At 69.0% G+C, this 17,965-nt stretch carries 17 protein-coding genes; 6 read left to right on the forward strand and 11 right to left on the reverse strand.

Features of this window, described 5'->3' with window-relative positions; genetic code table 11:
* The first annotated feature begins 16 nt into the window (after positions 1-16).
* Together ACZ6DT_RS32655 and ACZ6DT_RS32660 are read left to right on the forward strand one after the other, a co-directional pair.
* Positions 17-592 (forward strand): glycosyltransferase, encoded by a 576-nt coding sequence (locus ACZ6DT_RS32655; protein ID WP_465602518.1) that lies wholly within the window; start codon positions 17-19, stop codon positions 590-592.
* Between the two features lie 9 nt (positions 593-601).
* On the forward strand, positions 602-1,339 hold the full coding sequence (locus tag ACZ6DT_RS32660) for a GNAT family N-acetyltransferase (RefSeq protein ID WP_465602520.1): 738 nt from the start codon (positions 602-604) through the stop codon (positions 1,337-1,339).
* A gap of 143 nt (positions 1,340-1,482) precedes the next feature.
* Here ACZ6DT_RS32660 and ACZ6DT_RS32665 read toward each other — a convergent pair whose 3' ends face one another.
* From ACZ6DT_RS32665 to ACZ6DT_RS32700, 8 genes are all read right to left on the reverse strand, one after another.
* Positions 1,483-2,454, reverse strand: coding sequence for an LLM class flavin-dependent oxidoreductase (locus tag ACZ6DT_RS32665; protein WP_465602522.1), 972 nt, complete (start codon positions 2,452-2,454; stop codon positions 1,483-1,485).
* 146 nt (positions 2,455-2,600) lie between these two features.
* The gene (locus tag ACZ6DT_RS32670; protein ID WP_465602524.1) at positions 2,601-4,046 is read right to left on the reverse strand and encodes a glycoside hydrolase family 3 protein; all 1,446 of its coding nucleotides are present in this window, start codon (positions 4,044-4,046) and stop codon (positions 2,601-2,603) included.
* Between the two features lie 3 nt (positions 4,047-4,049).
* Positions 4,050-4,880, reverse strand: a complete 831-nt coding sequence (locus ACZ6DT_RS32675) for a carbohydrate ABC transporter permease (RefSeq protein WP_465602526.1) — start codon at positions 4,878-4,880, stop codon at positions 4,050-4,052.
* Entirely contained in the window at positions 4,877-5,863 is a 987-nt protein-coding gene (locus ACZ6DT_RS32680) for a carbohydrate ABC transporter permease (RefSeq protein ID WP_465602528.1), read from the reverse strand. The genes ACZ6DT_RS32675 and ACZ6DT_RS32680 overlap by 4 nt, the downstream gene beginning before the upstream one ends.
* A complete protein-coding gene (locus ACZ6DT_RS32685; protein WP_465602530.1) occupies positions 5,860-7,152 on the reverse strand; it encodes an extracellular solute-binding protein in 1,293 nt (430 codons plus the stop codon). Before ACZ6DT_RS32685 ends, ACZ6DT_RS32680 begins: the two co-directional genes overlap by 4 nt.
* A 307-nt stretch (positions 7,153-7,459) precedes the next feature.
* On the reverse strand, positions 7,460-7,882 hold the full coding sequence (locus ACZ6DT_RS32690; protein WP_465602531.1) for a DoxX family protein: 423 nt from the start codon (positions 7,880-7,882) through the stop codon (positions 7,460-7,462).
* Between the two features lie 148 nt (positions 7,883-8,030).
* Entirely contained in the window at positions 8,031-10,085 is a 2,055-nt protein-coding gene (locus ACZ6DT_RS32695; RefSeq protein WP_465602533.1) for a hypothetical protein, read from the reverse strand.
* A 78-nt stretch (positions 10,086-10,163) separates the two neighbouring features.
* Complete coding sequence (locus tag ACZ6DT_RS32700; RefSeq protein ID WP_465602535.1) at positions 10,164-10,961, reverse strand: thioesterase family protein; 798 nt, start codon at positions 10,959-10,961, stop codon at positions 10,164-10,166.
* Positions 10,962-11,019: 58 nt separating this feature from the next.
* Between ACZ6DT_RS32700 and ACZ6DT_RS32705 the strand changes: the two genes are divergently transcribed.
* The gene (locus tag ACZ6DT_RS32705; protein WP_465602537.1) at positions 11,020-11,715 is read left to right on the forward strand and encodes a TetR/AcrR family transcriptional regulator; all 696 of its coding nucleotides are present in this window, start codon (positions 11,020-11,022) and stop codon (positions 11,713-11,715) included.
* A gap of 10 nt (positions 11,716-11,725) precedes the next feature.
* Positions 11,726-12,931, forward strand: coding sequence for a PP2C family protein-serine/threonine phosphatase (locus tag ACZ6DT_RS32710; RefSeq protein ID WP_465602538.1), 1,206 nt, complete (start codon positions 11,726-11,728; stop codon positions 12,929-12,931).
* Between the two features lies 1 nt (position 12,932).
* Here the strand turns inward: ACZ6DT_RS32710 and ACZ6DT_RS32715 are convergent, their stop codons facing one another.
* On the reverse strand, positions 12,933-13,502 hold the full coding sequence (locus tag ACZ6DT_RS32715; RefSeq protein WP_465602540.1) for a YdeI/OmpD-associated family protein: 570 nt from the start codon (positions 13,500-13,502) through the stop codon (positions 12,933-12,935).
* A 90-nt stretch (positions 13,503-13,592) separates the two neighbouring features.
* Between ACZ6DT_RS32715 and ACZ6DT_RS32720 the strand changes: the two genes are divergently transcribed.
* A complete protein-coding gene (locus ACZ6DT_RS32720; RefSeq protein WP_465602542.1) occupies positions 13,593-13,952 on the forward strand; it encodes an arsenate reductase family protein in 360 nt (119 codons plus the stop codon).
* A gap of 130 nt (positions 13,953-14,082) precedes the next feature.
* Here ACZ6DT_RS32720 and ACZ6DT_RS32725 read toward each other — a convergent pair whose 3' ends face one another.
* Positions 14,083-15,240, reverse strand: coding sequence for an epoxide hydrolase family protein (locus ACZ6DT_RS32725; protein WP_465602544.1), 1,158 nt, complete (start codon positions 15,238-15,240; stop codon positions 14,083-14,085).
* Positions 15,241-15,301: 61 nt separating this feature from the next.
* On the opposite strand from ACZ6DT_RS32725, the gene ACZ6DT_RS32730 reads away from it, so the two are divergent.
* Complete coding sequence (locus tag ACZ6DT_RS32730) at positions 15,302-16,261, forward strand: helix-turn-helix transcriptional regulator (protein WP_465602546.1); 960 nt, start codon at positions 15,302-15,304, stop codon at positions 16,259-16,261.
* Positions 16,262-16,280: 19 nt separating this feature from the next.
* Here ACZ6DT_RS32730 and ACZ6DT_RS32735 read toward each other — a convergent pair whose 3' ends face one another.
* Entirely contained in the window at positions 16,281-17,942 is a 1,662-nt protein-coding gene (locus tag ACZ6DT_RS32735) for an LTA synthase family protein (RefSeq protein ID WP_465602548.1), read from the reverse strand.
* Positions 17,943-17,965 lie beyond the last annotated feature (23 nt).

A 17,965-nucleotide genomic window follows, 5' to 3' on the forward strand; every position in this document is an offset into this window, starting at 1 on the left:
TCGTCGCCACCGGGTCGTGGCTCGCGCGGGCGCCGACGGCGTCTCCCGGCTGCTGTGTCTCGCGCCCATGACCGCGCGCCACGGCCAGGACGTGCTCATCCGGGCGCTCTCGACCATCGACGAACTGGCGTTCAAATGCGTGTGCGCCGGGGCGACGCACCACGATCCCGCTTACGTCGACGAACTGCGCTGGACGGTCGCCCGGCTCGGGCTCGGCTCACGGATCAGCTTCATCCGGCCGCCGGACGATCTCGACCTGGTCTACGACGGCGCGGACCTGCTCGTCCTGTCCGCTCGCGGCGGCACCTCCGGATTGGTCGTCGCCGAGGCACTGGCACGCGGGATCCCTGTCGTGGCCACCGAAACCACGAGCGCGCACGATGCGCTCGGCACGGCTCCCGGCGGCGGGGTCCCCGGCATCCTGGTGCCGCCGAACAACCCGTCGGCGCTCGCGCGGAGCAGTGTCCTCGAGGAATGGGACGTCGCGGCGGGCAGGCTCACCGACGTCCTGTCCCGGTTGCAGACCACGCCGCGCAGCTGGCTTGATCATCGCCCGGAAGCAGCTATCGGGGGAGATGATCGGCTCGGTTGACTTGGCGGCATGCGAATCGTCGATCTTGCGTCCCGTCCCGATCTCCTCGAACCCGCGCTGAATCTCGGCGACGTCGGCGGTGAGTTCATCTACGGCGGGTTCAGCGGAAAGATGATCACGCCGGAACGGTTCCTGCGCCATTGGGCCCGGTACTTTTTGATCGCGCTGGACGACGACGGCGAACCGATCGCGCGGGCGCTGTCCGTCCCGCTGACCTATCCCGCCGAAGACCGCCGCGAGCTGCCGGCGCACGGCTGGGACGAGGCGATCCAGTGGGCCGCGCAGGACCTTATGGACGGCCGCGCGCCGGATACCCTGTGCGCACTCGAAGTCGTTGTGGCGCCGCGAATGCGCGGGACAGGCCTGTCCACACCGATGCTGAAGGCGCTCAAGGCGCGCGCGGCCGAGACGGGGCTGAACCGGCTGATCGTGTCCGTGCGCCCGATCGGCAAGGAGGACGAACCGGACGTCCCGATGGAGGAATACGCCGTCCGGCGCCGCGAGGACGGGCTGTTCGCCGACCGCTGGCTGCGTACCCATGAACGGCTCGGCGCGCGGATGATCAAGGTCTGCCCGTTCGCCGTGACCATTTCGGGTTCGATCGCGGACTGGCACGAGTGGACCGGCGTCAAACTCGCCGACGGCGACAACGTGATCCCGGGCGGGATCGCGCCGGTGCACGCGAACGTCGAGCGCGACTGCGGGGTGTACGTGGAGGCGAACGTGTGGATGGAGCACCCCTTCTGAGCCACTGGAATCGTGAGCGGCCGATGCCGGGCAACCTCCCCTGGGGCCGGGCACTCGAAGCCCGCCCCCGACCGCATTCAGAGGACTAAATGCGGTGGTTGCGTGTGCAAGTACCGCATTCAGAGGACGAAACGCGGGCGGGGTCAGCCGCGCAGGGCCGAGGCCATCCGGCCGGCCGCGGCGAAGGACTCCTCCTCCGGCTCGCCGAGCAGGGGGAGCAGGATGACGGATTCGGTTCCGGCCGCGTACAGCGCGCGGATCTGCTCGGCACAACGGTCGAGCGGTCCGCTGATGCTCAGCCTGTCGATCCACTCCGGACGCAGCCGCCGCGCGAGGTCTTCCCGGTCGGTGGCGGCCTTGACCTCGGCCAGCAGTTCGGCGCCGAAGTCCAGCGGTTCCAGCGCCGGTCCCGAGTTCGGCCCGATCGCGGAAGCGACGTCGGCACGAGCGCGCTCACGTGCCCGCTCGGGATCGGCGTCGAGCGCAAGCCAGTTGTAGACGGCGATCGAATGGCTTTCGACGCCGATGAGGTTCAGCGTCGCGCGGACGTACTCCGGGGTCGCCGGCTCGGCCAGCAGCGTTCCGTCGGCCACCCGGCCCGCCGCCGCGAGCGACTTCGGGCCGCGGACACCGGCGATGAGCTTCGGTGGCAGCGCGGGCGGGAACTCCAGTTCGACCTCGTCCAGCCGGACATGCTCGCCCTCGAAGGAAACCCGCTCGCCCGCCAGCAACCGCCGGATGACCGTCAGCGTCTCCTCGAAGGCGGCCAGCGCCGACTTCGGCCACGCGTCGATCTGCCGCATCCAGCTCGGCACCCCGTGCCCGAACCCGACGATCAGGCGTCCCGGGTACAGCTCAGCCAGCGCCGCGATCTCCATCGCCGCGATGGCCGGGTTCCTGGCCACGGCGGGCATGATGCCGATGCCGAGGGTGATCTTCTCGGTCGACGCCAGCACCGCCGACGCCGTCGCGATCCCGCCCGCGTAGAAGCAGTCCTCGACGATCCAGACCTCGTCCAAACCCTCCTGCTCCGCTCGCCGGGCCAGACTCTTCAGGCGGGCGGCGGGCAGTTCGCGCGGGATCCTGACTCCGAGCCGTGAAACCAAAAAGATCATCTCCTAGGCCGGGGATCGATCTTCCCGACTACAGCACCCGCGCTTCGGTGCCGCAACCGAATTACCCCCGAACGCGTTTCGTCCTCTGAACGCGGTACTTGCGTGTGCATGTACCGCATCCAGAGGACGAAATGCGAGAGGGGGACTCAGGCCAGGTACTCCGCGGCGGCGCGGAGGCTGACGTAGGACCCGCTGAACGTGTCGATCCGCGGCCCGTCGCCGGTGTCCGGTCCCGGCACGCCGGTCTCGACCCGGATGTAGTCCACGCCTGCTTCCCGGAGCCAGCCGAGGAACTCGCGGACCTCGGGGTGCCGGTGCGCTTCGCGCGTCACCACGACGAGGTCGCGGGCGCCGTGGACGGCGTCGATCGCGGTCGCGATCCCGTCCGCGCCGATCTTGACCGTGCGCGTGCCGGGCACGAGTTCGGTCAGATGCGAGCCGAGCCCCCACGGCATCGGGCCGGCCGCGATGATCGGCTCGGTCTCGATGTCGATCACCAGCGGCGGCCCGGCCAGCTTCGGCGAACCCTGGATCCGCAACGCCTTGCGCGCCGCCTCCAGGCCGAGCCGATGGTCGACCGGCGAGATCGGCGTCGACACCGGGGGAGCGCCGAGTGCGGCGACCCGCTCCGAAGCCTCGGCCAGCCGCTCCAGTGGGAGCTCACCGGCCTCGACCGCGGCCGCGATGACCGCCGCGATCCGGTTCAGCTCGTCCTCTTCGAACGACACGCCACCCAGGCAGAGCGCGTCGGCACCGGCGATCAGCGCCCGCACCGCGGCCCGGCCGACCCCCTCGGTCTTGCCGAGTTCACCCGCGACGGCTCCCATGTCGAGCGCGTCGGTGATCACCGCGCCGGTGAAGCCGAGTTCGCCGCGCAGCACGTCGGTGAGCGCCTTCGGGTTGAGCGTCGCGGGCAGCTCACCCCAAGCGGGTACGACGAGGTGCCCGGTCATCACCGAACGCACGCCGGCCGCGATCGCGGCCTTGAACGGGACGAGTTCGATCTCGTGCAGTTCCGCCTCGGTCCGGGGCAGCACCGGCAGCGCGTGATGCGAATCGTCGGTCGCCGCCCCGTGCCCGGGGAAATGCTTGGCCGACGCGGCGACGCCGTACTTCTGCAGACCGGTGATGTACGCCGCGACATGCGGCGACGCCTTCACCGGATCCGAACCGAACGCCCGGACCCCGATCGAGGGATCCTCCGCCGCCAGGGTCAGATCCGCGCACGGGGCGAAGTTGATCGTGACCCCGCACGCGGCCAGCCGCTCGCCGAGCGCCGCGGCGACCGATGCCGTGAGCTCGACGTCGTCCGCGGCGCCGAGTGCGAGCGGTCCCGGGACGAACGAGCCGGTGGCGACGTCGAGCCGGGTGACGTCGCCGCCCTCCTCGTCGATGCCGATGAGCACGTCGGGCCGTTCCGCCCGCAGCTGCGCGCTGAGCGCGGCCACCTGCTCGTCGTCGACCACGTTGCGGCCGAACAGGATCGCGCCGCCGAGGCCGTCGGCGACCTTGCGCCGCAGCCAATCCGGCGCCGTCGTGCCGTCGAAGCCCGACACGAGAACGGAGCCGGCCAACTTTTCCGGTGAAGACAACGCTTATCCCTTCACTGCGCCTGCGGTCAGGTTGGACACGAGCTTGCGCTGGACGAGGATGAAGAACACCAGCGCGGGAACGGCGTAGATCACCGACGCCGCCATGATGCCGCCCCAGTCCACGGAAAACGCCGTCCGGAACGACGAAAGCCACACCGGCAGCGTCTGCTTGCTCTGATCGCGCATGAACACGAACGCGAACAGGAACTCGTTCCACGCGGTGATGAAGCTGAACACCGACGTGGTCACCAGTCCCGGTGCGAGCAGCGGCAGCGTCACCCGGCGGAACGCGCCCGCCCGGCTGCAACCGTCGATCATCGCGGCCTCTTCGAGGTCGTACGGGATGCCGTTGACGAAGCCGTAGAGCATCCAGCACGTGAAGGGCAGCGTCGCCGCGAAGTACACCAGCAGCAGCGAAGGCAGCTGGTTGAGCAACCCGGCGTCCCGCATCAGCAGGTACATCGGGATCAGCAGCGCCTCGAACGGGGCGAGCTGCGCGACCAGCACCAGCATCAGGAACCCCTTGCGCCCGCGGAATCGCATCCGGGACAAGGTGACCGCGGCCAGTACGCCCGCGACGAGCGAGCACAGCACCGCGCCGATCGTGACGATCAGGCTGTTGGCGAGGTAGGTGGTGAACCCGGGTTTCGTCAGCGCCGTGACGAAGTTTTCGAACGTCACCGAGAACGGGATGAGGTCGTAGTTCGGTGACAGGACCTCGCCCGGCGTCTTCAGCGAGGAGGTGACCATCCAGTACGTCGGGAAGACGAACAGGAGGGCGACGATCAGGCCGAACGTGCCGAGGCCGATCCGCTGGATCAGGGTCTTCTTCATGACAGGTCGGCCTCCTTCGTGCGCACCAGCAGCTGGACGTACCGGGCGGTGAGCAGGATCAGCACGAGCATCATCAGCAGGGCGGCGGTCGCCGCCAGGCCGAAGTGGTTGCCCGCGAGGCCCTTGAGGTACATGTAGACCGGCAGCGTCGTACTGGCGCCGTCCGGCCCGCCCTGGCGGATCGCCCACACCTGGGCGAACAGCTTGAAGTCCCACAGGACCGACAGGAACGTGACCATGGTCAGGATCGGCCGGATGGCGGGCCAGCTGACCGCCCAGAACGCCTGCCAGGGGTTCGCGCCGTCGATGCCCGCGGCCTCGTACTGCTCCTTCGGCACGCCGAGAAGCCCGGCGTACAGAGTGAACGCCACGAACGGCACGGCCTGCCAGACGACCAGCAGACCGATGACGGTCAGCGTGCTCGGCCCGGTGGAGAACCAGGAATGCCCGATGAACCCGTCGAAGCCGAGTTTCGCGAGCGTCTTGTTCAGGATTCCGTACTGCTGATCGAAGATCCACTGGAAGACCGTGGTCGTCGCGAGCACCGGGGTCGCCCACGCGAGGATCAGCGCGACCTGCAGGATCACCCGGACGACCGGGTTGAGATGCCGCATCAGTAGCGCCATGAACAGCGCGAGCAGCAGGGTGGTGAGCACGACCGCGGCGGTGAACACCAGCGTGCGGACGGTGATCTCCCAGAATTCGGGGTCGGACAGGATCTCGGAGAAGTTCTCGAACCCGACCCAGACCATCTCTCCGGAGACCAGCTCACGGAGGTCGAGCTTGCGGAAACTGATCCCGATCAGCTGCAGTGTCGGCCACCCCAGCAGGACCAGGATCGCGATCAACGCGGGAAGGATCAGCAGATACGGCGCCGTCCGTTCGCCGAGACGGAGGCGCCGATTGGACTTCGGCGGCTTGATGCGCGGCGAAGCCGGCGGGGAGGACCCCGCCGGCGTCGTCACATCTTTGGTCGTGGTCATCCGCCGATGAGCTTGTCGAGCGCTGCGTTGGCGTCGGCGGTCGCCTGGTCGAGCGATTTCGTTCCGGTCAGGTATGCGGTCAGCATGTCCTTGATCGGGTTCTGGCCCGATTCGACGTCACCCCACTTGGGGCTGGTCGGCACGGCCCGGCCGTTCTTGGACGCCTCGGCCATGACCTTGGTGAGCGGGTTCGCGTCGAGCGCGGACACGTCGGTCGAGGTACCGGGGACGTAACCGGCCTTGGCCAGCTCCGTCTGGTACTTCGGGGTGGAGAACAGCTTGATGTAGTCCTTGGCCGCGGCCGCGTTCTTGCTGTTGGCCGGGACGACCAGGTTCGAGCCGCCGAGGAAGACCGGGGCCGACTTGCCGGCGGTCTTGCCGGGGATCGGGAAGGCGCCCGACTTCTCCTTGATCGACGGGTCGGTCTTGGCCGCGGTGTCGACCTCACCCGGGACACCGATCATCATCGCGACCTTGCCCGCGCCGTAGATACCGGCCTGCTGCGGGGTGGCCTCGTCGGCGTCCTTCGGCGCCTTGGTGCCCGAAGCGTCGGTGAGCTGCTTGTAGAACTCGAGCCCGGCCTTCGCCTGCGGGGTGTCCAGGGTGGACTTGAAGGACTTCCCGTTGGCCTGAGCGATGTCGCCGCCCTCGTCCCAGATGTAGGACAGCAGCTCGTACCAGTTCTGGCCGGGGTGGTAGACGGCCTGGAACTCGGGGTCGCTGCCGAACTTGGCCTTGAGCTTGGTGATCGCGTCGAGCCATTCCGCGCGCGTCTTCGGCGTCGCGGTGATACCGGCCTGCTCGAACATGTCCTTGCGGTAGATGACCTCACGGTTGGCCGCGTAGAACGGGACGCCGTAGGTCTTGCCGTCGTACTCGCCCGAAGCCTTGAGGCCCTGGAGCCACTGGGCGCCGTTGAAGTCGGCGACGCTCGAGCTCAGGTCGGCGAGCACGTTCTGGTTGGCGAACGCCGGAGTCTGGGTGTTGCCCAGCTCGATCACGTCCGGCGGGTTGTCACTGGCCAGTGAGGTGGTCAGCTTCTGCTGGATGCCGTTCCACTGCTGGATCTCGTACTTGATCTTGACGCCGGGGTGCGCGTCTTCGAATTCCTTGTGGAGCGAGTTCGTCAGAGATTCGGGGGCGGTCCCGGTCATGAGCCAGACCGTGAGCGTGCCGTTCGAGGCCGGAGCGCTCGAATTCGTGCTGTCGCCACTGCCGGAACCGGCGCAGCCCGCCGTCGCGAGGGTGATGGCCGCGGCGCCCGCAGTCATCTTGAGCCAGCGCTTCACTCGTGCCGTCCTTTCGATGCCCGACCACGATGCCGGGCTCCCACAAAATGGTGTAGACCAATGCGGGCAGCGTGGTACGTACCACTCCGACTGTCAAGCGGGTGGCCGGTTCGTTGTAAACGAGCCGCAATCTTTCACCTTGAGTGAGCGCATGATCACGCTGATGATCGGATTTCGTCGCCCTCGCCAGGCGCTCGCGAGGCACGCTGACATGCGGTTTTTCCTTGACCGTCCCGGTGATCGGGGCATTCGGACCGACGGTGTTGCGACGTTCGGAGGAAGACGGGACTCGCGTTCGCCGAGTGGGCTAGCGGTAGTCCTCGTCGTCGACGGGAGGATCGATTCCGAGGAGCGCGCGGGTTTGATCTTGCCGGAACCAGGCCAGCGTCGCGCAGGCGATCAGCAGGATCAGGGGAAGGACGGGGCCGCCGTCGGCGAGGATGAAGAACTCCGTGACGCTAGCGCCCACCATGACGCCCGCCAGCAACAATGCCGCCGGCCCGCCGAAGCGGGGGATGAGCAGCCCGATCGCGCCGCCGACCTCGAGCACGCCGGTGACGTAACGAAGCCACTGCCCGAGCCCGATCTCGGCGAAGGTCTGTTCGGTGTGGCCGCCCGCGAACAGCAGGTAGCCGCTGTAGAGGAATTCGGCGGCGAGCGCGACGCGCACGACCCACAGCGCGATCGAGCCGAGGGGCAGGCCGCGGGTACCGCTGATTCCTCCGGACATGCCGGGGATCTTTCTCCGGGGCGCGGCGACCCGCAAGACCGCATCGAGAGGACGAAATGCGGTTCGGGGCCCACCGGACCCTCCCGGTACCGCCGGCCGGATACGGGGTGCCGTCGCGGAGCGTGTCACCGACAGAACACGACACGAGTCACTTTTGTTCACCGAGGAGTATCTGTTCGAGCAGCAGGTCGACGTCGCGAGCGGATTCCGCTTCGCCTATCCGGTGGAACGTTTCGGCGGCGCGCAGCGCGCGGCGGGCGGCTTCCCGGACCCGGCCCGCGGCGCTGAGCACGTGTGCGGCGACGTGGTCGAGTTGCGCGATGAGATGGTCCCTGGCGGGCGCGGTCTCGGTTTTCACGGCGTGCACGGCGGTTTCCGCGATGTCGAGCGCGGTCAAGGCCGCGTCGAGGTCGCCCGACCGCAGCCGGGAAAGCGTCGCGGCGTTACGACAGGTGGCGGCCACGTAGCCGCCGCCGATCGCCACCGCCGCGTCGGCCGCTCGTGCGTAGAAGTCGGCGGCGTTCGCGCCGTAGCCGAGCACGTCCAGTTGTTCGGCGGCGGCCATGCTCACCGAGATGTAGGAGTGCCCGGTGTCGCCCGATGCTTCGAGGATCTCGGCGAGGACGGCGTATTCGTTGAAGGCGCGGGAAGATTCGCCGAGCGCGCGGTAGGTGTCGGCGTACATCCACCGGCAGCGGTGGTCCCAGTCCGGCGACCCGGCGAGCAGGGCGATGGCGCGCGGTGCGACGTCGAGCACCTCGTCGAAGCGCCCGGCGCCGTGCAGCGCGGTGACGAGGACGTACCAATGTTCCGCGGTGTCCTTGCCTTTCGACGTGGCGGCACCGAGGGCCGCGTACGCGTCGTCGACGGCTTCGGCGAACCGGCCGGTGCCGATCAGGGACAACGCCCGAAGGTGGCGGAGGTGTCCGCGTAACCGTTCCGGGCCACCGACGGGCAATGTCGAGAGCAGGTGCTCCACGAAGACGTCCAGCTCGTCGAGTGATCCTGTCCGCTCATAGGCGATCCGGATCTGTTCGACCGCTTCGACGGCCTTTTCGCCGACGTTTCCGACGATGAAGGCGTCGGTCGCCGCCCGCGCGAGTTCCAGTGTGGTCACCGGATCCTCGCCGTCGCCGTTCCGCAGTGACGCTTCGAGACACAGAAGGGTACCGTGAAGCAAGGGATCGCCCGTTTCGTGAGCCCGCTCGGCGCCCCGTCGCAAGGCCTCGTACGCCTCGGCCGTGCGGCCTTGCCCGGAAAGCACGTGCGCCAGCCAGTATTCGCCCCAGCAGGCGGCGCGATCGTCGGTCCCCGCGCGCAACCGCGCCGCGGCCACCGTCGTCAGCGCGACCCCGGTCTCGGCTTGGTCGTCGAAGACGAGCCACAGGCCGAGCCAGCATTGATTGAGCAGGAACCGCGTTTGGTCGCCCTGGCGCCGGAACCCGGTGGCCGCGTCGCGCAGCCTTTCCTCGGTGTCGTCACCTTGGAAGAAGATCGCGCGCAATTCGGTCAACTGCGGGACGATCCCGTCGGGAACGTCCTCGATCGCGGCGAGACAGGCTCGCGCCTCTTCCGGTTCGCATCGATGGTTGTGGATCTCCGCCCGGACGACGAGTTCTTCCGCGGACAGGCCAGGCGGGGGCAGGATCGGAACCCGGGGGAGCGCGGAAGGCAGGAGCGGCACGAATTCCGCGATCGGTTTCGCGGCCATCTTCTCTTCGGCGTGCGCGGTGAAGCAGCCGGTGTGCTCGCGTCCGTCGAGTTCCTCCGCTTCGACGAACGCCGCCGCCCGCATTCGCACGTTCAGCCTGCTCAGGGAAAGGCCGTCGTACGGGCCGTTGAGGACGAACCGGATCTCGCCGTATCCGGTTTCCGTCAACCGGCGGGTGAGCAGTGCCGCCGAGGCGAAGAACTCGAGCCTGCCGACGGCGTCCGCATGGTCGCCGACACCGTCCAAAAGCGACAGAATCTCGAGACCGGTGTGCTCGTTGCCGGTGAGGGCGCAGAACTCCAGCCGCAGGGCGTGGTCGCCGTAGCGGAGCGGGGCCCCGGACGAGGCCCTGGTCACCCACCGATAGGTGGACGCGGCCTCGGCGTATTTGCCGGCGGCCGCCAGCGGTACCAGTGTCCGGCAGAGCCGGGTGATCTCGGCTCCGTCGGAGTCGGAGCCGTTCTCGCCCGCGCGGCGTGGTTCCACTTCCATGGTTCTGCCCCCAGAACAATGACGTCGACGCCGGATCTTAACTCCCGGCGTCGCGTCATGGTCCCGCATTCGGGTGGTTCAGGGGACGCGTACGGCGGCGATCTGAGTCGCTTGCCCGATCAATCTGTTCTTTTCGTCCCAAAGCTCCGCGACCTCGTCCATCCGGTCGCCGCCGACCTGACCCGCGCGCATCCGCACCCGCACCGGACCGGACGCCGGGAGCCCGCGCAGGTACGCGGTGAACTGGACGGTCGGGGCCCAGCCCGCGATGCCGAGGTCGTAGGAGATCGGTGGCACCGGGTCGAGCGTCACGAGCAGGCTCACCGGATCCCAGTCGGTGCCGTCGGCGAGCCGCAGCCAGGACGAGATGACGCCTTTCCGGGACGGCTGTCCCACCGCGAAGCCCGCCGAGGCCGGGTCGATCCGCTGCTCGACGACGTCCATCAGGCCGACGCGGAACCCGCCACCGCCGTCGGCGGGCACGGGCAGGCAGTCCTGCTCCGGCGGGATCTCGACCGGGTCCACTCCGGACCACCACGCGTCGCCGTCGGTCAGGACGCCCTGGGTGATCAGGGCCTCGGTGCAGGGCGCGCCGTGCTGGCTCAACCGCGCGCGCACTTGGGTGAGGCCGCGGCCTTCGCGCAACACCTCGACTTCGACGACCGCGGGCCCGGGCTCGGGCGCCACCGAGAACGAGCCGCTGATCGCGGTCAGATGCGGATGCGAGGAGACCTCGGCGGCGGCTTTGGCGAGCACGGCGAGCAGGTAGCCGCCGTGCAGCTTCGTCCCGATCGTCCACTGTGGATCGAGTTCGGTGTCGAACACCGGGTCTTCGCCGCGGCGGCGCAGGGCGGTCGCGGTCTGGAAGTGGGCCATGACTCAAGCTGACACCGTCAAGTTGACGGTGTCAAGTCCATGCTGGCAGCATCACGGCATGGGCGCGAAACGGACGAAGGCGCGGCCGGGTGAAGGGGAGAAGCTGCGGGACGAGATCTTGTCCGCCGCGGACGCCCTGCTCGGCGAGGCGGGGACCGACGAGGCGTTGACACTGCGCGCCGTCGCATATCGGACCGGCGTCTCCACGCCGTCGGTCTACGCGCACTTCCCGAGCCGCGACGCCTTGCTCGAGGCGGTCTGCCTCCGGGTGTGGGACGAACTCGGGCACCGGATGCGCGAGCACGCCGCCGAGGTCGCCGATCCCATGCGCGCGCTCGGCCGGTGCGCACGCGTGTACGCCCGGTTCGCCCTCGACCATCCGGTGCAATACCGGGTACTCCTGATGCGCCCCTCCGGTGGTGCGTCACCCGGCGCGGTCGCGTGTTTCCGGTATCTCGCCGACGCGACCGCCGCCTGTGTGCGGGCCGGGATCCTCCGCGGCGAACCGGAGGTCCTGGCGATGGGCCTCTGGTCGGCGATGCACGGCTGCGTGAGCCTGTTGATCGCGCAGCCGGGGTTCGACTGGCCGGAGGAGCCGGAGGCGTTGATCGACACCGTCATCCGGATGGCCGGGCTCGGCACGGCGCTCGCCTGCCGCGTGCCGCGCGACGCCATTCCGCCGAGTGCCGTACTGGCGGATGACCTGGACGAACTCGCGGTGGGCTGGGCGACACCGCGGCATCGGTCTGGATAGGCTTCTTCGCATGTCCGGGACCCCCAAGACCGACGATCGTCTCCAGGTGCTCGAGGCCATCACCGATACGACCTTGGGTCACCTCGACCAGGACAAGGTGATGGCCACTCTCCTCGCGCGGGTACGCGAGGTCCTCGGCGTCGACACGGCCACGGTGCTCCGGCATGACCCGGAGGCGCAATCGCTGCACGCCGTCGCCGCGTCGGGCATCGAGGAGGAGGTCTATCAGGACGTCCGGGTCTCCGTCGGCGCGGGCTTCGCCGGCCGGGTGGCCGCGGAACGACGTCCGGTGATCCTCGACCACGTCGACGAGACCACCGTCGTCAACGCGCTTCTGTGGGAACGCGGGCTGCACGCCCTGCTCGGGGTGCCGATGCTGGCCGAAGACGAGCTGATCGGCGTGCTGCACGTCGGTTCCGTGCCGCCGCGTGATTTCGACGAGTCCGACGTCGAACTGCTGCGTTTGGTGGCCGGGCGGCTCGCGCTGGCGTTGCAGATCGAGAACTCCAGCGCCGACCGGGCGGCCGCGGCGGCGCTCCAGCGGAGCCTGCTGCCGGCGCGGCTGCCCGCCGTCTCCGGGATGAGGTTCGCCGCGCGGTACGTGCCGGGTACCGAGCCCGGGGTCGGCGGCGACTGGTACGACCTGTTCTCGCTGCCGGGCGGTCGCTTCGGCATCGTGATGGGCGATGTCGCCGGGCACGGTCTCAACGCGGCCGTGATCATGGGACGGCTGCGTAGCGCGCTTCGCGCCTACGCGCTCGAATCGGATGATCCGGCGGAGGTGCTGTCCAAACTGGACCGGAAGGTCCAGCATTTCGAGCCGGGAGCGCTGGCCACCGTCGTGTACGGATTGGTGTCGGCATCGCGGGACAAGTTCGCGGTCTCACTGGCCGGACACCTGCCTCCGGTGCTCGCGGTGCCTGGCGAGCCGTCGGTGTTCGTCGATGTCCCCGTCGACCCGCCGATCGGGGTCACCGGGCCGCGGCGGCGAACGAGAGAGCTCGAGCTGCCGCCCGGTGGTGTGCTCGCCTTCTACACCGACGGTCTCGTGGAGCGCAGGGATCACCTGATCGACGTCGGCCTGCGGCGGCTCGCCGACGTGGTCACCTCCGAGCAGCCCGGGGTGGTGTGCGCGCGGGTGATGGCCGCGCTCGTCGGCACGACGCCCGCACAGGACGACATCGCCCTCCTCGTCGCCCGGCGCGCACCGAACTGAGTCACCGGACCGGGTGATTGGCGCGGATGTTCACGGCCGCGAGTGCGACGGTCCTGGCGATTCGCCGCTCGCGGGTTTCCGGCCTCTTCGCGGTCAGGATCCACTCCAGGATCAGCCTTTTCGACGACGGCGGGAACTTCTCGAAATGGGCGCGGGCCGCCTCGTCGACTTCGAGCCGGGCACGCAGGTCTTCGGGAACGCCGTCGCCGTCCGGGACGACCTGCCAGCGGCCCTTCTCCTTGGCCAGGTCGATCATCGCCTGACCGCGTTCGGTCATCAGCCCCTCGGCGATCAAGCGGGCGGCCCGCTCGCGGTTGACCCGGCTCCACGAACTCCGAGGGCCGCGCGGGGTGAACCGCAGCCGCGAACTCGTCGCGTCGTGCTTGCGGTGCAGTCCGTCGATCCAGCCGAAGCACAGCGCCTGCTCCATCGCCTCTTCGATCCGGACGCTGCGGACGCCGCTGCCCCTGTGCCGGATGACCAGCCAGACCTCCTTTTCGGTCGCCGCGTTCTCGGCCAGCCACGCGCGCCACTCGGCGGGGTCGGCGGCACTGATGATGGTCTCGTCCATGACCGGGTTCCTTTCGCCGTAACGTCTGTGACCATCATCGGAAGCAAAGTGTTCACCGACTGAGCACTTTTCGAAGGGAGGCGGTCTCGGATGGAGATCTGGGTGAACCCGGCGTGCTCCAAATGCCGTTCGGCGGTGGCGATGCTCGACGAGGCGGGGGCCGAGTACGCCGTGCGGAAGTACCTCGAGGAGCCGCCGACGGCGAAGGAACTGAAGGCCGTCCTCAAGCGGCTCGCGCTCGAACCGTGGGACGTCACCCGCACCGCCGAGCCGATCGCGAAGGAACTCCAGCTGAAGACCTGGGGGCGCACCCCCGCCGACCGCGACCGGTGGATCGACGCACTGGTCACCCATCCGAGGCTGATCCAGCGGCCGATCATCACCGCCGACGACGGCACGACCGTGGTGGGGCGGACCCCGGAAGCCGTGCGGTCGGTGCTGCCCGGCTGACGGCCTGCGGTTCGCGTGACCGGCTGGACGACACGCGTGATCAGGCGGACGACACGTGAGTGGCGTTTCGGGTTAGAACCCGAAGCGCCACTCACGACCCACCTGACCCACCGCTCACTCGCGCGGTTGCTCACGCCAGCTTGCGGAAGAAGTCCCGGATGTCGCCGAGCAGGAGGTCCGGAGCGTCCTGGGTCGCCCAGTGGCTGCCGCGGTCGAATTCCTGCCACGAAACGATGTTCGCGTGGTCGCGCTCGGCGAAGCGCCGCAGCGGCCGGAAGTCGTAGGCGAAACTCGCCAGGCCGGTCGGCGCGGTCGTCGGCTCGGTGGGGTGCTCGGTGTGCTTGTCCTCGTAGTAGAAGCGTGCCGCCGAGGCCGCGGTGTTGGTGAGCCAGTACAGGGTGGCGTTGGTGAGCACGTGGTCGTCGCTCGTACCCGACAGCAGTTGCGCGCTCCAGGCCAGCTGCCCGGTCGGCGAGTCGGCCAGCGCGTGCGCGAGGTTCTGCGGCGCGCTCTCCTGGAGTTTTGCGTAACCGGACATGTCGTCGTTGAAGGTCTGGAGGAACTGCAGGTATTCCAGCTCCTGTTCGGTCATGCCCTCGAACTCCGCCGGATCGCCGCTGGGGAACGAGAACAGCTGCGTGACGTGCACGCCGATCACGTGCTCGGCGTCGACGCGGCCGACCTCGGGGGCGACGAACGAACCGGCGTCGTTCCCGTGCGTGCCGTAGCGCTCGTAGCCGAGACGGCGCATCAGCTCGGCCCATGCCTGAGCCGTGCGGTACCGGTTCCAGCCCTTCTCGCGCGTCGGGCCGGAGAAGCCGAATCCGGGCAGCGACGGGATCACCACGTGGAACGCGTCAGCCGGATCGCCACCGTTCGAGCGCGGGTCGGTCAGCCGGTCGATCAGGTCGAGGTATTCGAAGACCGAGTTCGGCCAGCCGTGCGTGAGGATCAGCGGCGTCGCGTCCGGCTCCGGCGAGCGGACGTGCAGAAAATGAATCTGTTGTCCATCAATGACCGTGGTGAACTGCGGGTACTCGTTGAGCTTCGCCTCCCACGCGCGCCAGTCGTAACCCTCGCGCCAGTACGCCACCAGGCGCTGCACGTACTCCAGCGGCACGCCGTACTCCCAGCCCGGCGTGACCGGTCCGCGCCGCACCCCGTCGGTCACCTGGTCGGCGGGCAGTTCGTTCGCCCAGCGGACGCGGGCCAGGCGGTCGGCCAGGTCGTCCAGTTCGGCCTGTGGGACGTCGATGCGGAAGGGCTTGATCTCCGTGTTGTCGTTCATGAGGCCAAGGTAGAGTGTCATTAGGAACATCACGTTCCTAATGGAGGAGCAGCCTGAAGAAATGTTGGAAACTTCGGCAAGATTGCTGCGTCTGCTCTCCCTCTTGCAGACCCCCCGCGACTGGACCGGCACCGAACTGGCGGAACGCCTGGAGGTCAGTGCCCGGACGGTCCGCAACGACGTCGAGCGGCTGCGCGCGCTCGGCTATCCGGTGAACGCCACCCGTGGTTCGGCCGGCGGTTACCGGCTCGGCGCGGGCGCCGAGCTGCCGCCGTTGCTGCTGGACGACGAGGAGGCCGTCGCGGTCGCGATCGGCCTGCGCACCGCGGCGGGTGGCACCATCGCGGGCGTGGAGGAGACGTCGTTGCGCGCGCTCGCTAAACTCGAGCAGGTGCTGCCGTCGCGGTTGCGGCGCCGCGTGAACGCCTTGCAGGCGTACACGATCCCGGTGCCGAGGGACGAGCCCGGCCCGCGCGTCGCCGCCGAGACCCTCACCGTGCTCACGGCCTGCTGCCGGGATCGCGAGGTCTTGCGGTTCGGCTACCGCGCCCACGACGGTTCGGAAAGCCTCCGAAAGGTCGAGCCCTGTCGTCTCGTGAACTGGGGTCGCCGCTGGTACCTGGTGGCCTGGGATCTCGACCGCGGCGACTGGCGCACCTTCCGCGTCGACAGGCTGACGCCGCGCGTCCCGACGGGGCCGCGGTTCACCGCGCGTGAGCTGCCCGAGGACGTCACGGACCGGGTGCGGCGCGGTGTCTCGTCCGCCGCCTGGCGGTACCGGGCCGACGTCACCGTGCACGCGTCCGCCGAGGAGGTGACCGCGCGGATCAACCCGGCCGTCGGGACGGTGGAGGCCGTCGACGCGAACACGTGCGTGCTGCACACCGGAGCGGACAGCATCGAGACGATGGCCGTCCACCTAGGACTGCTCGATTACCCGTTCCGGGTGACCGAACCCCCGCAGTTGGTCGACTACTTGCGGGAGTTGGCCGGCCGATACCGCGACGCCACCCGCGTTTAGTCCTCTGAATGCGGGGCTGTCAGTGAGCGAAAGCTGTCAGGAAGCGGTCCCGGAACGCGTCCATTCGCCAGACCGGCGCGTTCCGGTCCGGGTTCAGGCCGTCCTGCCAGTTCCAGCCGGTGATTTTGTCGAGCACGGCCTTGTCCCGTGCGATCACGGTGATGGGCACGTCGCGATCCGCGCCCGCGCCGGCGACGATCGGATTCGGCTGGTGGTCGCCGAGGAAGACGAGCACGAGATCGTCGTCACCGTACGTCTCCACGTACGAGATGAGCGAGTTCAGCGAATAAGCGATCGAGTCCCCGTACGCACCGCGCACCTTGGCCCGGTCGGTGAACACCTCTTCGGGTGTTTTGCCTTGGGAGGGCATGGGATTGTAGATCGACCCGTCACCGACGGCGGTCCAGTCGACCATGTTCGGCAGCGGCGTCCATGGCCAGTGACTGGTGACCAGATCGATTTCCGCCATCAGCGGCGCCCGGCCCGGCCTCGCGCGTTCAGCCCGCTGGAAAGCCGAAAGCGTGAACTGGTCCGGCATCGTGGCGTAGGAGAACGGCGGACCGCGATAGCCGATGCCGCGGGAGTCGTAGTAGCGGTCGTAGCCGTAGACCTCGCCCTCCGGCCAGTCCTCGGTATGCGCCGGGACGACGCCGACGGTCTCCCAGCCCGCGCGTTCGAACGCACCCCCGAGGGTGAACCGGTCGGTCCGCACGAAGTCGTCGTAGCGATGTTGGCTGTCGACCCAGACGCCGGATTGGAACGTCGAGTGCGCCAGCCAGCTTCCCGCGCTCGTCGTCGGCGAGGTCAGGAACGCGCTGCGCGAGCCGTATCCGGCGCTCTTCAGCCGCGCGGTCCCGGCGTCGAGAACCGCGTCGACCTTGGGCGCGATGTCGGAGTCCTGGACGGCCACCCGCCCGTAGCTCTCGACGAAGGTGAACAGGACGTCCTTGCCGCGCAACGCGTTCAGCAGCCCGGACGGCGGAGTGTCCCGAAAGGCGTCGACGGCGACCTCCTCGGCGAAGGCCTCTCGGTCACGGATTCCGGCCCGTACCTGGCGGAGGTCTTCGTAGGCGAAGGCGACCGCGCTGCGCGACGCGAGCGGCTGCCCTGGAGCGAGCTGCGCGCCCGAGACCGCGCACACCATCCAGAGCACGCTGAGCACGGCCGTCACCCGGGTCGACGCGGTGCGCCGCCCGGCCACCACCCGGCTCAGCCGCAGGACGGCGAGCGCCATCAGCACGATCACGACCACGGCCAGCAGCGTCAGTCCGGTGAACGACGCGATCGCGCCGGCCTGGCCGATCGACGTGCCGAGCAGATCGACGCCGTTGCCGAGCACACCCCAGTCGAACACCGGGTTGAACCGCCGGTTCAGCGCGAGCCCGAAGCCGAGGTCGATGGCCTTGAGCACGGTCATGAGCCCGAGGACCGCCCCGGCGGACACCGCGACGACCCGCCTCGCGCCGTCGCGCAGCATGAGCACGACCGCCACGCCGAGCAGCGCCTCCACCGGCAGCCGTACGAACGCCTCCGGCGCCAGCCAGTCGAGGTCGTTCGGCGCGAGCAGGGCGAACAGCACGAGGACGGCGGACAGCGTCGTCGCCGCGCTGGACACGATTTCGCGGGTTGTCGTCCGGTCGCCGGGCAGACCGACCAGGGCGGGACGGATCAAAACCGGCAAGGGCGTGTCTCCCGAACTGAGGT

The organism is Amycolatopsis sp. NPDC041971, from assembly GCF_055588925.1.